The organism is Xanthomonas sp. 3307, from assembly GCF_014199735.1.
GTDB classification, from domain to species: Bacteria; Pseudomonadota; Gammaproteobacteria; order Xanthomonadales; family Xanthomonadaceae; genus Xanthomonas_A; species Xanthomonas_A rydalmerensis.
Map to the genome: position 1 here is coordinate 68,289 of NZ_JACHOG010000009.1, position 14,432 is coordinate 82,720.

Annotated in this window: 9 protein-coding genes and 5 tRNA genes; 9 read left to right on the forward strand and 5 right to left on the reverse strand. The window is 68.2% G+C overall.

From position 1 onward, the window contains the following. Positions 1-3: 3 nt before the first annotated feature. Positions 4-204, forward strand: a complete 201-nt coding sequence (locus tag GGR64_RS18105; RefSeq protein WP_026144177.1) for a PspC domain-containing protein — start codon at positions 4-6, stop codon at positions 202-204. Then, positions 201-656 carry a hypothetical protein gene (locus tag GGR64_RS18110; protein WP_184647680.1) on the forward strand — a complete coding sequence of 152 codons (456 nt, stop codon included), beginning with the start codon at positions 201-203 and terminating at the stop codon, positions 654-656. Before GGR64_RS18105 ends, GGR64_RS18110 begins: the two co-directional genes overlap by 4 nt. A 150-nt stretch (positions 657-806) precedes the next feature. Here GGR64_RS18110 and GGR64_RS18115 read toward each other — a convergent pair whose 3' ends face one another. Continuing rightward, positions 807-2,018, reverse strand: coding sequence for an FAD-dependent oxidoreductase (locus tag GGR64_RS18115; RefSeq protein WP_184647566.1), 1,212 nt, complete (start codon positions 2,016-2,018; stop codon positions 807-809). Between the two features lie 177 nt (positions 2,019-2,195). On the opposite strand from GGR64_RS18115, the gene GGR64_RS18120 reads away from it, so the two are divergent. The 3 genes from GGR64_RS18120 (at position 2,196) to GGR64_RS18130 (ending at position 6,583) form a co-directional block, all read left to right on the forward strand. Further along, entirely contained in the window at positions 2,196-2,411 is a 216-nt protein-coding gene (locus tag GGR64_RS18120) for a hypothetical protein (protein WP_010342968.1), read from the forward strand. Between the two features lie 144 nt (positions 2,412-2,555). Further along, the gene (locus GGR64_RS18125; protein WP_237475364.1) at positions 2,556-4,121 is read left to right on the forward strand and encodes a hybrid sensor histidine kinase/response regulator; all 1,566 of its coding nucleotides are present in this window, start codon (positions 2,556-2,558) and stop codon (positions 4,119-4,121) included. A 95-nt stretch (positions 4,122-4,216) separates the two neighbouring features. Beyond that, the gene (locus tag GGR64_RS18130) at positions 4,217-6,583 is read left to right on the forward strand and encodes a Tex family protein (protein ID WP_184647568.1); all 2,367 of its coding nucleotides are present in this window, start codon (positions 4,217-4,219) and stop codon (positions 6,581-6,583) included. Between the two features lie 93 nt (positions 6,584-6,676). Here GGR64_RS18130 and GGR64_RS18135 read toward each other — a convergent pair whose 3' ends face one another. From GGR64_RS18135 to GGR64_RS18145, 3 genes are all read right to left on the reverse strand, one after another. Then, positions 6,677-10,477, reverse strand: coding sequence for a PAS domain-containing protein (locus tag GGR64_RS18135; RefSeq protein WP_260303462.1), 3,801 nt, complete (start codon positions 10,475-10,477; stop codon positions 6,677-6,679). 159 nt (positions 10,478-10,636) lie between these two features. Beyond that, positions 10,637-11,017, reverse strand: a complete 381-nt coding sequence (locus GGR64_RS18140; protein WP_160967995.1) for a response regulator — start codon at positions 11,015-11,017, stop codon at positions 10,637-10,639. Between the two features lie 162 nt (positions 11,018-11,179). Next, a tRNA-Leu gene (locus GGR64_RS18145) sits at positions 11,180-11,266 on the reverse strand. 441 nt (positions 11,267-11,707) lie between these two features. On the opposite strand from GGR64_RS18145, the gene GGR64_RS18150 reads away from it, so the two are divergent. The 4 genes from GGR64_RS18150 to GGR64_RS18165 all read left to right on the forward strand — a co-directional run bounded on the left by GGR64_RS18150 (position 11,708) and on the right by GGR64_RS18165 (position 12,214). Next, positions 11,708-11,783, forward strand: a tRNA-Ala gene (locus tag GGR64_RS18150). A gap of 46 nt (positions 11,784-11,829) precedes the next feature. Further along, a tRNA-Glu gene (locus GGR64_RS18155) sits at positions 11,830-11,905 on the forward strand. Between the two features lie 113 nt (positions 11,906-12,018). Beyond that, positions 12,019-12,094: transfer RNA gene (locus tag GGR64_RS18160), tRNA-Ala, on the forward strand. 44 nt (positions 12,095-12,138) lie between these two features. Beyond that, positions 12,139-12,214 (forward strand) — tRNA-Glu (locus tag GGR64_RS18165). Between the two features lie 387 nt (positions 12,215-12,601). Here the strand turns inward: GGR64_RS18165 and GGR64_RS18170 are convergent. Next, on the reverse strand, positions 12,602-14,419 hold the full coding sequence (locus GGR64_RS18170; protein WP_326520375.1) for an alpha/beta fold hydrolase: 1,818 nt from the start codon (positions 14,417-14,419) through the stop codon (positions 12,602-12,604). Positions 14,420-14,432: the final 13 nt, after the last annotated feature.

Here is a 14,432-nt window from a genome sequence, read left to right on the forward strand (position 1 = left end):
GCCATGTCGCAACCCCGTTCGCTGTCGCGCTCCTTGAACGACCGCATGATCGCGGGCGTGATGGGCGGCATCGCGCACCGCTTCGGCTGGAATGCAACCCTGCTGCGGGTGCTGTACGTGGTCGGCTCGATCGTCTCGGCCGCGTTCCCCGGCATCCTGGTCTATCTGATCCTGTGGCTGCTGATTCCCAACGAAGCCGACTGAAGCGGCCGCTGCCGCCGGCCTGGCGCCGTGCCGGCATCGCCGTCGGTGTGCTGTGGACCTTGCCCAATACCTTGCTCGGTGTGCTTGCTGGGGGCATCGCGCTGGCCTTCGGTGCGCGCCTGCGCTTCAGCCGCCGCGAGCTGGCGCTGGTGTTCGAACGGATGCCGTTGCGGCCGCGCGGGGCGATGACCCTGGGCAACGTGATCCTGCTCAGCGCCGACGATCTGGACGTGGCCTGCGCCACCTACGAACACGCCGCCGGTCGTTGCCGGCATCCCGCGGTACGGCTCGGCGACCACGAACGTGCGCACGTGCTGCAGTACATGCTGCTGGGACCGTTGTTCCTGCCGGTGTACCTGGCGTGCGGCGGTGTCAGCGTGCGCAATCCATTGGAACGCGCCGCGGATCGCTATGCGCTGCAAGGCCGCGGCTGGTGGCCGGGCACTGGTTGAGTGCGTGGCGCCAGCAAACCGCTGCGTTCGCCATGCACGACGTTATCGCGTAGGAGCGGCTTCAGCCGCGACAGGGGGCGTTCCCGGGAAAGCCCGTCGCGGCTGAAGCCGCTCCTACGGAGGTACCAGTGGCGCTTGTAGCGGCTCGGGTCAGTCGAGCCGGGAGAAGCCGAACAGGCGCTTGAGCGGATGCGCATGCCGCTCGATCTGCGCGCGCAGCAGGCCGGCGCCGATCATGCTGTAGGTGATGCCGTTGCCGCCGTAGGCCATCGCGAACTGTACGCGCGGGCCGTGCTGCGGGTGCGGGCCGAAGAACGGCAGGCCGTCCTCGGTCTCGGCGAAGGTGCCGGCCCAGGCGAAGGTCGGCTGCAGCTTGAGCCCAGGCATTACCTTGGCGATCTTGCGCGACAGCGTGCGCGCCTTGCTGTCGACGCGCGCGTCGCGGCGCGCCGGCACATCCACGCTGTCGTCCTCGCCGCCGGCGACGACGCGGCCGTTGCCGGTGCTGCGCAGGTACAGGTACGGCCGCGCGCTTTCCCAGATCATGGTGTCGCGCAGCGGGCCGAGAACGGAGGGTTCCAGCGGGTCGCTGACGAAGGCGTAGCTGCTGCGGTTGCGCGCCACGCGCTGGTCCAGCCAATGCTGATTGGCGTAGCCGGCGGCCATCACCACGTGGCCGGCGCGCACCTGCGCGCCCTGGTCGGTGTGCAGGGTCACGCCTCGGCCATTGACCTGGATCCGTGCGATGCGGGTGCGGTCGTAGACGCCAACCCCGCGCCGGAACGCGCGGCCGAGCAGGCGATAGGTAAGGCGGTACGGATCCACTCGCGCGGCCTGGTGACTGAGGATCGCGCCGTGCGCCTGGATGCCGTAGTTGGCGTCCAGCGCCTGCGCGCCCAACCATTCCACGTCCAGGCCGTGCCGCGCACGCACCTCCAGCTCCTCCTGTAGCACCCGCACGTGCCGGCGCTTGCTGGCGTAGTACAGGCTGTCGTTCCAGCCGAAGTCGACATCGCGCAGCGGCCGCACCAGGTCGCGCAGCTGCTCCAATGCTTGCGCGCAGGCGCCATAGGCCAGCGCGGCAGCGGGTTCGCCATAGCGCTTGGCCAGGTCGATCAGGTGGGTGTCGATCTCGTACTGCAACAGTGCCGTGCTGGCGGCGGTGCTGCCCCAGCCGATGTCGCGCTGCTCCAGCACCGTCACCGCGTGCCCGTGCGTGCTCAGTTCTTCGGCGATCAGCGCGCCGGTAATGCCGCCGCCGACCACGGCGACATCGCAGCGCACGTCGTCGCGTAGCTGCGGGAAACTCTGCATGAGGCCGTTGCGGACCGACCAGAAGGGATAACCGCTCTTGAGATCCATGACGCCCCGGCACAGAGAAGATGTGCGACTTACGCGCAGGCCTGGTTAAGTCAGCGTGAGCCGCGGCGGACGTCATGCTCGGGCAAACAGCCGCGATTAACCTCGGTGCAGAAGGCCCTCACATGGCGCTGTGTATGGTGCGCGCCAGTTCCACGAATTCCCTGTAGAGAAAGCGTCATGTCGGTCGTTCTGTATATCGGTGGCAGCAAGGACGGAGAGAAGGGCGTGATGCCCTACGGTTTCCGCAAGTCCATGAAGGAAACCGAGGCAGGCCCGGAAATCTACGTCGAGCGCGTGCTGGCGTTGAGCGACCGGCAGGTGCGGATCATGGCGCTGGAGTCGCTGCAGGACGATATCGTGGTAGAACGCCTGCACAGGTATTATTCGCGTTGACGCCGGCGTGCGAACCCCGGTGTGGCCGCCCGTCTAGCCGGGCCAGCGACGGTTCGCATCGACCTGCCATCGACCATGCCCGCACCAGAAATCAGCAACTGCCCGGCGCCGCACACCACCGTCGACCCTGACGCTCCCACCGACATGTCCAACCAGCGCAGCGATATCTTCTTCGCTGCCGTGCAGACCACGCGCATGCCCATGATCGTCACCGATCCGCGGCAGCCGGACAACCCGATCATCTTCGTCAATCGCGCGTTCCTGGAGATGACCGGGTATGGCAGCGATGAGCTGATCGGCAACAACTGCCGTTTCCTGCAGGGACCGGACACCGACCGGGAAACGGTGCGCAGCATCCGCGATGCGATCACCTCGAGCGACGAAGTGGCGGTGGAGATCCTCAACTACCGCAAGGACGGTTCAAGCTTCTGGAACGCGCTGTACATCTCTCCGGTCTACGACGACCGCGGCGAGCTGGTGTACTTCTTCGGTTCGCAGCTGGACGTCAGCCGTCGCCGCGACGCCGAGGATGCGCTGCGCCAGGCGCAGAAGATGGAAGCGCTGGGTCAGCTCACCGGCGGTATCGCCCACGACTTCAACAACCTGCTGCAGGTCATGTCCGGGTACCTGGAACTGATCGAGCATGCGGTCGAGAGCGATCCGCTGAATCCGCTGCTGCTGCGCAAGAGCGTGGACCGCGCGCGCGATGCCGCCGGCCAGGCCGCGCGCCTGACCCAGCAGTTGTTGGCGTTCGCGCGCAAGCAGAAACTGGAAGGGCGCGTGCTCAACCTCAATACCCTGGTGGCCGGGATGAGCGATGTGGCCGAGCGGACGCTGGGCGACGGCATCGCGTTTTCGCTGGAACTGGCGCCGGACCTGCGCAACTGCCGGATCGACCCGACCCAGGCCGAGGTGGCGCTGCTGAACATCCTGATCAATGCCCGCGATGCCATGGCCGAACAGGCATCGCCGCGCCTGGTGATCCAGACCCGCAACGTCTCGGTGCGCGCCGACGAACCCACCACCTACGACAACCTGCTGCCCGGCCATTATGTATGCGTGTCGATCACCGACAACGGCAGCGGCATGCCGCCGGAGGTGCTGACGCGGGTGCTGGATCCGTTCTTCACCACCAAGGAAGAAGGCAAGGGCACCGGCCTGGGCCTGTCGATGGTGTACGGCTTCGCCAAGCAGTCCGGCGGCGCGGTGCGCCTGTATTCGGAGGATGGCCACGGCACCACCGTGCGCCTGTACTTCCCGATCGACGACAACGTCGAGAACATGGCGCCGCGCGATTCGCGCACGCGCCGTCCGTTCGACCGCCAGGGCGACGAGACCATCCTGATCGTCGAGGACCGGCCGGACATCGCCGAGCTGGCGCGGCTGTTCCTGGAGGACCAGGGCTATGCCACGCATGTCGTCTACAACGCCCGCGAGGCGCTGGAACTGCTCGACACCGGCGTGCACGTGGACCTGCTGTATTCGGACCTGATCATGCCGGGCGGCCTCAACGGCGTGATGCTGGCGCGCGAGGCGCGGCGGCGCCGGCCCAAGATCAAGGTGCTGCTGACCACCGGCTATGCGGAGTCCTCGATCGAGCGCACCGATGCCGGCGGCAACGAGTTCGAGGTGCTGGCCAAGCCGTATAACCGCCAGGAGCTCACCCGCAAGGTGCGCATGGTGTTGGACGGTCCCAACGGCGTGAGCTGACCGACAGGTCGGCGCGCGCCTGTCAACGGGGTTTCCCGGCGGCGCGCGCACTGCGAAAATGCGGGTTTTCCGCAAGGCGGCTTCGGCCGGACGCAATGCACGACACTCAGCTCGCCCAGCAGATCGCCAACACCATCGCCGCCGAGATCGGCGCGCAGCCGGCGCAGGCCCGCGCCGCCATCGCCCTGCTCGACGAGGGCGCCAGCGTCCCGTTCATCGCGCGCTACCGCAAGGAAGTGACCGGCGGGCTGGACGACACCCAGTTGCGCAACCTGGAAGTGCGCCTGACCTATCTGCGCGAACTGGAAGAGCGCCGTGCCGCGGTGCTGGCCAGCATCGCCGAGCAGGGCAAGCTCAGCGACGAGTTGCGCGCGGAGATCGTCGCCGCCGATACCAAGTCGCGGCTGGAAGATCTGTACCTGCCATACAAGCCCAAGCGCCGCACGCGCGCGCAGATCGCCCGCGAGGCCGGGCTGGAGCCGCTGGCCGACGGCCTGCTGGCCGATCCGACGCTGGTGCCGGAGACCTTCGCCGCCGGCTTCGTCGATGCCGACAAGGGCGTGGCCGACGTCAAGGCCGCGCTGGAAGGCGCGCGCGCGATCCTGATGGAGCGTTGGGGCGAGGACGCCGCGCTGGTCGGCGAACTGCGCAGCTGGCTGGGCGAGGTCGGGGTCATCCGCGCGCGCGTGGCCGAGGGCAAGGAGCAGGAAGGCGCCAAGTACCGCGATTACTTCGATCACGCCGAAGCGCTGGCCAAGATTCCTTCGCACCGGCTGCTGGCGCTGTTCCGCGCGCGCCGCGAGGAGATCGTGTACCTGGAACTGGATCCGGGCAGCGAGGCCGAGGCCGGCCACCAGTACGCCGAAGGCCGCGTCGCGTTGCGTGCCGGCATCGCCAACCAGGGCCGCTCCGGCGACCGCTGGCTGCTGGATGCCTGTCGCATGACCTGGCGCGCCAAGCTGCACATGCACCTGCTGCTGGACCTGTTCAACCAGGCGCGCGAAAAGGCCGAGGCCGAGGCGATCGCGGTGTTCGGCGACAACCTGCAGGACCTGATGCTGGCGGCGCCGGCCGGGCCGCGCGTGACCCTGGGCCTGGACCCGGGCATCCGCACCGGCTGCAAGATCGCCGTGGTCGACGCCACCGGCAAGCTGCTGGCCACCGACACCATCTATCCGCACGAGCCGCGCCGGCAGTGGGACCAGTCGCTGCACACGCTGCGGCAGCTGTGCACGCAGCACGGCGTCGAGCTGATCGCGATCGGCAACGGTACCGCCAGCCGCGAGACCGACAAGCTGGCCGCGGACCTGATCAAGCAGAACCCGCAGCTGAAGCTGGAGAAGATCGTGGTCAGCGAGGCCGGCGCCTCGGTGTACTCGGCCTCCGAGTTCGCCGCCAAGGAATTCCCGCAGCTCGACGTGTCGCTGCGCGGCGCGGTGTCGATCGCGCGGCGCCTGCAGGATCCGCTGGCGGAACTGGTCAAGATCGAGCCCAAGGCGATCGGCGTGGGCCAGTATCAGCACGACGTCGACCAGTACCGCCTGGCGCGGGCGCTGGATGCGCGCGTGGAGGATTGCGTGAACGCGGTCGGTGTGTACGTCAATACCGCTTCGGCGGCGCTGCTCTCGCGGGTGTCCGGGCTGTCGTCGAGCGTGGCCGAGAACATCGTGCGCCACCGCGACGACAACGGCCCGTTCAAGCGCCGCAAGGACCTGCTCAAGGTGCCGCGGCTGGGCGACAAGACCTTCGAACAATGCGCCGGCTTCCTGCGCATCGCCGATGGCGAGGAGCCGCTGGACGCCTCGGCGGTGCATCCGGAAGCCTACCCGGTGGTGGAGCGCATCGTCGGCGCCACCGGCAAGCCGATCAAGGCGCTGATCGGCGACGGCGGCTTCCTGCGCGGCCTCAGGCCGGACCAGTTCACCGACGAGAAGTTCGGCCTGCCGACCGTGCGCGACATCCTCAAGGAACTGGAAAAGCCGGGCCGCGATCCGCGCCCGGAGTTCAAGGCCGCGCGTTTCGCCGACGGCGTGGAGGACATCAAGGACCTCAAGCCGGGCATGGTGCTGGAAGGCGTGGTCAGCAACGTCGCCGCCTTCGGCGCGTTCGTCGACATCGGCGTGCACCAGGACGGTCTGGTGCACATCTCCGCGCTCTCGGACAGCTACGTCAAGGATCCGCGCGACGTGGTCAAGGCCGGCGACATCGTCAAGGTCAAGGTGCTGGAGGTGGACGTGGCGCGCAAGCGCATCGCGCTGACCCGGCGCCTGGACGACACGCCGGCACCGGCGCGTCCCGCCGACCGCGACAGCGGTGCGCGGAATGCCGGCGGCCCGCCGCGGCGCGAGCGCGACGGGCGCGGCAACCCGGGCGGCGGCAACGCCAAGCCGCGTCCGGCCGCGGCGGCGGCGCCGGTCAACAGCGCGCTGGCCGACGCGTTCGCCCGCGCCAAGCGCGGCTGACGTTCCAGAAGAGGAGAAGCGCCGGCGCGCCTGCGCCGGCCGTTGCAGTCGCGATCGCCCGCTGCGGTCGCGCAATGCGCCGAACCGGCCTGATCAGGCCGGTTCGGCGTGCGGGCTCTGGTCCGGCGCGAGCGTGGCCGGTGGCGGCGCCACCAGTGAAGCGGCCAGCCCGAGCAGCTTGACCGGATCCACCGGCTTGCCCAGGTGCGCATCGAAACCGGCCTCCAGGGCCAGCGCACGATCCTCGCCACGCACATAGGCGGTCAGGGCAATGGCCGGGATGCGGCTGGCCGCACCGGCACCGCGGCTGCGGACGCTGCGGATCAGGCTGTGGCCGTCGCGGCGCGGCATGCCGACGTCGCTGACCAGCAGCGCATACGGCCGCTCGCGCAGCAGCGCCTCGGCATCGTCGGCGCAGACCGCGGTCTCGACCACGGCGCCGGCCTCCTGCAGGAAGCGCTGGGTGACGCCGCGCGAATCCATGTCGTCGTCCACCACCAGCACGCGCACGCCGTCCAGGCGAATGCCGCCGCGGCGCAGCGCGCCGCCGGACAGCGCCGCGTCGTCGCGGCGGATCGGATCGAGGCTTTGCAGATCGTTGCGCGGCAGCAGCAGGGTGAAGGTCGCGCCGAGGCCGACGCCATCGCTGCTGACCGACAACTGTCCCTGGTGCAGTTCGGCCAGTTGCTTGGCGATCGCCAGGCCCAGGCCGAGACCGCCGGCGCTGCGCGTGCTGCTCGCATCGGCCTGGCGGAAGCGGTCGAACACATGCGGCAGGAACGCCGGGTCGATGCCGATGCCGGTATCGCTGACGGCGATGCGCACATGGGTGCTGGTGCTGTCCAGGGTCACCGTGACCGTGCCGGCGCTGGGGGTGAACTTGATCGCATTGCCGATCAGATTGGTCAGCACCTGCTGCAGCCGCACCGGATCGCCCAGATAGGGCAGGGCGGTGGCCTCGTCGGCGACCAGGACGATGTCGACACCCTTGTTCTGCGCGCCGGGGCGCGCCGCATCGATGGTCTCGCCGAGCAGTGCGCGCAGGTCCAGGTCGTTGGGCTCCAGGTGCACCTTGCCGGACAGAATCGCACTCATGTCCAGCAGGTCGTCGATGATCTGCGCCTGCGAATGGGCGCTGCGTTCGATCACCTCCAGACCCTTGCCCAGATCCTTCTCGCGTACCGCCTCGTCCTGCATCAACCGCGACCAGCCCAGGATCGCGTTGAGCGGCGTGCGCAGTTCGTGGCTGAGCGTGGCCAGGAATTCGTCCTTCATGCGACTGGCGCGCTCGGCCTCGCTGCGTGCGCTCTGCTCGGCGGCGAGCAGCTGCTGCAGGCGCAGGTCGGTGCCGCGGCGCTCGATGATGATGCCGGCCAGGTGCGAGGCCGAGCGTGCCAGGTCCTGTTCGTGCGGGTTGGGGTAGTGCACGAACGGGTGGTACAGCGCGACCACGCCCAGCACTTCGCCGTCGCTGGCCAGGATCGGCGTCGAGCAGCAGGCGATGATGTCCGCTTCCATGGCCACGGCCAGATAGTCCTGCCAATGCGGATTGACCCGCACGTCGCTGCACAGCACTTGCCGGCGCAGGTAGGCGGCGCGTCCGCAGCAACCGGTGTTGGGACCGATCGGCAAGCGCTGCACGGCCTTGCGGAAGCCTTGCGGCATGCTTGGCGCGGCCCCTTCCAGCAGGCACTGGCGGTGCTCGTCGACCAGCATGATGGTGCAGCGCAGGCCGACGTCGCTCTGCGACTCGATGCCGCGCGCGATCGACTCCAGCACGGCGTTCAGGGGCTTGCCGGTGGTGATCATCTCCAGCGCCGCACGCTCGGCGGCGGTGGCGTTCTCGATGCGCTTGCGCTCGGCGATGTCCAGCAGCGAGCCGATGAAGCCGAGGAACTGGCCCGACGAGCTGAAGCGCGGTGTGGCGGTGTCCACGCACCAGCGGTATTCCCCGTCGTGGCGGCGCAGGCGGTACTCCACGGTGTAGGCGCGACGATCCGCGCAGGCGCGCGCCAGGGTACGGCCCACCGTGGCCAGGTCGTCGGCATGGATCATTTCCTGCCAGCCGCTGCCCAGCGCTTCCTGCTCGCTCTGCCCGGTGAACAGATACCACTGGCGGCTGATGTATTCGCAGTCGCCATCGGCATTGGACATCCAGATCATGACCGGCGCGTTGTCGCACAGCTGACGGAAGCGCAGTTCGCTTTCCTGCAGGCGTTGCTCGACCAGGCGGCGGTCGTGGATGTCGGTGTTGGTGCCGATCCAGCGCACGATGCGGCCGCTGTCGTCGCGGATCGGCAGGGCGCGGCCGAGGTGCCAGCGGTACTCGCCATCGTGGCGACGCAGCGGATACTCGATTTCGTACGGTTTGCCGCTGCGCAGCGCCTCCGGCCACACCTCCATCACCCGCGCCAGGCCTTCGTCGGTGTGCACCTTGCGCCAGCTGTCGTAGCCGGCCTCGCCGACCGGTAGCCCGGTGTACTCGTACCAGCGCCGGTTGAAGTAGTCGACATGCCCATCCGACGTGGAGGTGAACACGATCTGCGGCATCGCATCGGCCAGCTCGCTCAGGCGTGCGGCACTGCTGGCCAGTTCACTTTGCGCGCTCGCGCGCTCCATCGACTCCCAGCAGCGCGCTGCGACCAGCCGCACCAACTCGATCTCGGCCGAGGTCCACACCCGCGGATGGGTCTGGTGCACGCCGATCGCCGCGACCAGGCGGCCGGCCTTGTGCAGCGGCGCGGTGAGCACCGCGCGCATGCCCAGCCGGCGGTAGTTGGGATCGTCCAGGCGCATCGGCGGCTGGTGGGTCTCGGTATCCTGTACCACCCATGGGCGGCTTTCGCGCATGCACTCCAGCAGATCGCTGCCGAAGTCGCTGAAGCGCGAGCGCCCGGTCAGGTGCGAGGCGCCGTCGACATAGTCGGCGCGCACGTCGAACACGTCCTCATCGGCCTCGACGATCGCGTAGGCGCAGCGGTTGGCGCCCAGGTGCTGGCCGAGCAGGGCGGCACCGGTCTCGCAGATGGCTTCGGTGCTGTGCAGGTTCTGCAGGGTGTCCTCGAGCATCAGCAGGAAGCTGTCGTGCGCCTGCGCGCGCGCCTGCTCGGTGCGGTCGATGCCGTGCACCAGGATCCCGCTGACCCGGCCCTCGGTGTCGTGCATCGGCTGGTACACGCATTCCAGCGTGGTTTCCGAGGTCGCTTCGTGCGGGCTGCGGCACAGGTGGAAGGTCATCGACTCGTCGATGAACGCCTCGCCGCTGGTGCGGACGTTGTCGAGCAGGCCGATGACGCCCTGCTGCTGGATTTCGGGAATGGCCTCGGTCAGTGGCCGGCCGACCACGTCGCGTGGTCCGATCAATTGCTGGTAGCGCCGGTTGACGGTCTCGATCACGTAGTCCGGGCCGCGCAGGATCGCCAGCGCCGCCGGCGACTGCTCGAACGCGTCGGCCATCTGCGCGCGTTGCGCGTCCAGCGCCTTCAGCAGCGTGTCGCGTTCGCGGGCCAGGGTGATCCGTGCGGTGTCCTCGGTGCACACGCACAGCACGCCGGCGATGCGGCCCTCGTCGTCGAACAGCGGGCTGTAGGAGAAGGTGAAGTACACCTGCTCGCTGTAGCCGTTGCGCATCATCTTCAGCGGGATATGTTCGTTCCAGGTCGATTCGCCGCTGGCCATCACCTGGTCTGCCTGCACCCGGACCTCCGGCCACACGTCCGGCCACACCTCTTCCATCGGCCGGGCGAAGCCCTGCGGATGCCGCAGCCCGAGGATCGGCACGTAGGCGTCGTTGTAGAGGTTGAACTGGCGCTCGCCCCAGCGCACCGCCATCGGGAACCGCGAGTTCAGGCAGATCGACAGCGCGGTGAGCAGGCTCCGCGGCCACTGCTCCATCGGGCCCAGTTCGTGCTCATGCCAATCGATGGCGCGCAGCAAGGCGCCCGTGGCGCTGCCGGCGGGAAACCGGACAGGAGGCGGCGAACAGTCCTGGGCGTTGATGGCTGAGTCCCTCGAATCGTCCCCGCCAGGCGGCGGGCTTACTGCCGAGGATTCTCAGGGGCCTGCGGTCGTCTTGGCGTGAGCGTCCTGCAATGCCTTGATCAGCTGCTCGGACAGGTAGGGCTTGGTGAGCACCACGCCGGCGGTAAAGGCGGGAGGCAGGGCGTCGGCCGCCACCCCGGTGGCGAGCACGAAGGGGGTGCCGCGTTCGCTCAGCGCCCGCGCCACCGGCTCGCTGGTCTCGCCGGCCGAGAGGCGGAAGTCCAGCACGGCCCGGTCCGGGCGTTCGCTGTCGAGCAGGGCAAGGGCCTGCTGCACGGAGGCGGCGACGCCAACCACCTCGGCACCGGCCTGGGCAAGCTGCAGCTCGAGCAGCGTGGCGTTCATCTCGTCGTTCTCGACCACCAGGATACGCAGGCCCCGCAATGCCGACATCGCTTGCTCGTTAAGGTTTGGGAACGGAAAGTATAACGGGACCGTCACGGCCGCCGCCTAGACAAACGACGACAGGAAAATGAAGCGTTTACCTGTGATCGCCGTCAATGCGCTGTGGTGATCGCGCAAAAAACAAACGGCAGCCGAAGCTGCCGTCAGTCCTGGTGCCGAAGGTGGGACTCGAACCCACACGCTTTTAAGGGCGGCGGATTTTGAGTCCGCTGCGTCTACCGATTCCGCCACTTCGGCGCGGCCGCGGAGTATAGCCGACTGTTCGCCCGCGCCGCTAGCGATCCGTTCTTGCTGTTGTCGGGGCCGGGCAGGTGAGGACATGGCGGAGGCTGTGGTGGTGTGAGCCGCTCTCTGCACCTGCGGTGCGTCCTATATGTGTGGTGCGCCGTTGCAACCCCCTTGCCGCGCGCTTGCCACGCACGCCCTTTGCGTTGTGCCGATATCGGCAATCGCGGGCGACCGGTGGCGACGCGGGCGCAGCGCGATTCTGCGCTACGCACCGCGCCAGACGCAGCTCGCAGCAATGGCTTGGCGTGAGCCGTGCGCCCTGCGCAAAGCAGGGGCGCGAGTCGATTCCAGAGGGCGTGGCGATGGCCTTTGCGATGTCGCGAACGTTCCGCAAAAAAACGCTTGCGTGTGCCGATCACGATCGTTAATATTCCGCTCCTCGCAGCACGTGGGGCCATAGCTCAGCTGGGAGAGCGCTTGCATGGCATGCAAGAGGTCGCCGGTTCGATCCCGGCTGGCTCCACCAACTTTTCGGACATAGGCCGTCCGCAAAGGCGACACCGTTACACAGCGTCCCCATCGTCTAGAGGCCTAGGACATCACCCTTTCACGGTGGCGACCGGGGTTCGAATCCCCGTGGGGACGCCATTTTCGCAGGAATTCCTCGCGCGCATCCGGGTTCGGCTCTGCCGAACATGTTGAGTGCGGGGTTTGTACATCGGAAGAAAGTCGGGTATGATTCCGCTTCTGCCAGTACACGTGGGGCCATAGCTCAGCTGGGAGAGCGCTTGCATGGCATGCAAGAGGTCGCCGGTTCGATCCCGGCTGGCTCCACCAACTTTTCGGACATAGGCCGTCCGCAAAGCAACATCGTTATCCGCGTCCCCATCGTCTAGAGGCCTAGGACATCACCCTTTCACGGTGGCGACCGGGGTTCGAATCCCCGTGGGGACGCCATTTTTCGAAAACACCCGGCATTGCCGGGTGTTTTTTTATGGGTGTTGTGGGCGTGGGCGGTGAACGGAAGAGCGCCGCAGGGCGTGTGCTTCAAGCGGTGGATTGCTTGCATCTTCGAACAATGGCTTTCTTCTGAGTGCCTGCTTGCATCCATGGTGTGCGTGGCTGCGCCCGTACCCTCACCCCAACCCCTCTCCCGAGGGGAGAGGGGCTTTGCTTCTCCCTTCTCCCTTCGGGAGAAGGTGCCCCGCAGGGGCGGATGAGGGTACGGCCGCGCATAGCATTCCAGCCGTCAGCACATACGTCATTTGCATTCCGACCGCGCGTCGCTGCGCTCCGTACCCTCACCGCAACCCCTCCCCCGAGGGGAGAGGGGCTGACGCCCGTTCAGTGCAGCAGCCGGCGGATCTGCAGGATCGCCTGCGGCGTGCGTTGCACGCTGTGCCCGGAGACGATCACCGTTTCCGAGGCGGCGCCGGGCAGGTGGGCACTCCAGTACGGCACGATGCCGTCGCTGGACTGCGCCAGCGGCACGCGCGGATCCTCCTGCCCGATGATGGAGTGGTAGGTCACCTGCGGCGAGATCGGCAACTGCGCCGCGGCGAGGATGAAGGGATCGCGGTCGCTGAGGCTGTCGATGCTGTTGGGCAGTGCGCCGAGCCTGTCCTTGCCGGCGATGTCCTTGAACTGATCGAGGACGCGCCGGGGCAGGCCGATCACGGCGCGCGCCAGTTCGCCGACGGTGCCGGCGGCCTCGGGCGTGCCGCGCTGCGGCGTGGCCAGGAAGATCGCCTCCGACACTTCCGGCATCGGCGCGAAATGCAGCATCTGTCCGAGCCTGTCCTGCAGCGCCTGACGTGCCTGCGGATCCAGCTTCGTTTCGTCGAACAAGGTTCGCCACAGGCGCTCGCCGCTGCTGGAAGACACCATCAAGCGCGCCAGCACGCCGCCCATGCTGTGTCCGATCAGCACCATGTCGTGTGCGGACACGCTGCGGCGTTGCGGATCGAGCTGATCCAGTGTCTGCTGCAGCGCCATGCGAACCTGCAGGTGGGTGTAGGGGATCGGCAGGTTGGTCGGGTAGTACACCAGCCAGATCTGGTAGCGCGCGCGGACCTGCGGATCGCCGAGCAGGTCGTTGGCCAGGTTCACCCAGGCCTCCGGGCTGCTGGCCAGCCCGTGCAGCAGCACCAGCACGCGCCGGTTCGGATCGTAGGGCTGGGTCAGGAACACATGCGGCCGGTCGATGCCGTGCCCCAGGCCGAGCAGGGTGCGCAGCGATTGCGCGGCGAAGCCGGCGCGCGCCATCCACACGCCATAGCCGGCACTGAAGTTGGCCGCCAGCGGCACGTCGACACCGCCCATTGCCACCCGCTCGCTGACCGAGGGGTCGTGGACCTCCACGTGCGCGGTGTGGCTGGCCAGCACCTCCCTGAGGCTGCGGCCGTCGAAGCGCAGCAACACCGTGAGGTTGGGCGTGGGCATGTCGCTGTAGGCGGGCGTGGCATCGGCGTCGCGCGTGGCGCCCGCCGGCTGCGGCAGGACCGCGACCATTTCCGCCCCGAAGCCGTCTCGCCGATACACGCTGCGCAATCCGTCGAAGCGCAGGCCGCTGGCCGCTAGCACCGCCTCGGGCATTGGCATGTCCTGCGGGCTGCCCACGCTGGCATCCAGCGTCACCGTCCAGTCGGGCAGGGCGGCGATCTGCGCGTCGGCGTCGTGCGTGGCGGGCGGATGCTGTCGGTAGCGTGCGAACAAGGCGGTCACGGCCTGCTGCACGGCATAGTTGTAGTAGTCGCGCACTTGGGTCTGGCGTTCCTCGAAGGCGCGGTCGCTGGGCGTGCGTCCACTGAAGAACAGGTAGGCGTAGCGCGCGGTCTGCAGCCAGGCCGCCAGCGTGGCATCGCTGTCCGGTTGTTGTCTTGCGGCACGCTGCGCGGCCAGGAGCGACAGTTCCGCTGCCGTTGCCAGGACGCGTTCCTGGTCCATGTCGGCATTGCCGAGCAACTGGTCGATGCAGGGCGGCACTTTTGCCATGCAGCTTGCCACGTCGAGCCCGGCGACGTTCAGCGTCTGCAGGGCGGCGTCGCTGGGGCGAGCGGCGCTCAGCGCGTCGCCGCGCTTGGCCTGGATGTAGCGCGCCGCATCCACGCGCTGCACGGTGACGCTGGCGCAACCGCCGGCGCACAGCGCCAGTCCCAGCACCGCGCAAGTCGAG

Excerpts from the sequence above, each read along its gene's own strand:
- GGR64_RS18105 (WP_026144177.1), top strand. The coding sequence starts at position 4 with ATGTCGCAACCCCGTTCGCTGTCGCGCTCCTTGAACGACCGCATGATC.
- GGR64_RS18130 (WP_184647568.1), top strand. The coding sequence starts at position 4,217 with ATGCACGACACTCAGCTCGCCCAGCAGATCGCCAACACCATCGCCGCC.
- GGR64_RS18135 (WP_260303462.1), bottom strand. The coding sequence starts at position 10,477 with ATGGAGCAGTGGCCGCGGAGCCTGCTCACCGCGCTGTCGATCTGCCTG.
- GGR64_RS18125 (WP_237475364.1), top strand. The coding sequence starts at position 2,556 with ATGTCCAACCAGCGCAGCGATATCTTCTTCGCTGCCGTGCAGACCACG.
- GGR64_RS18115 (WP_184647566.1), bottom strand. The coding sequence starts at position 2,018 with ATGGATCTCAAGAGCGGTTATCCCTTCTGGTCGGTCCGCAACGGCCTC.
- GGR64_RS18140 (WP_160967995.1), bottom strand. The coding sequence starts at position 11,017 with ATGTCGGCATTGCGGGGCCTGCGTATCCTGGTGGTCGAGAACGACGAG.
- GGR64_RS18120 (WP_010342968.1), top strand. The coding sequence starts at position 2,196 with ATGTCGGTCGTTCTGTATATCGGTGGCAGCAAGGACGGAGAGAAGGGC.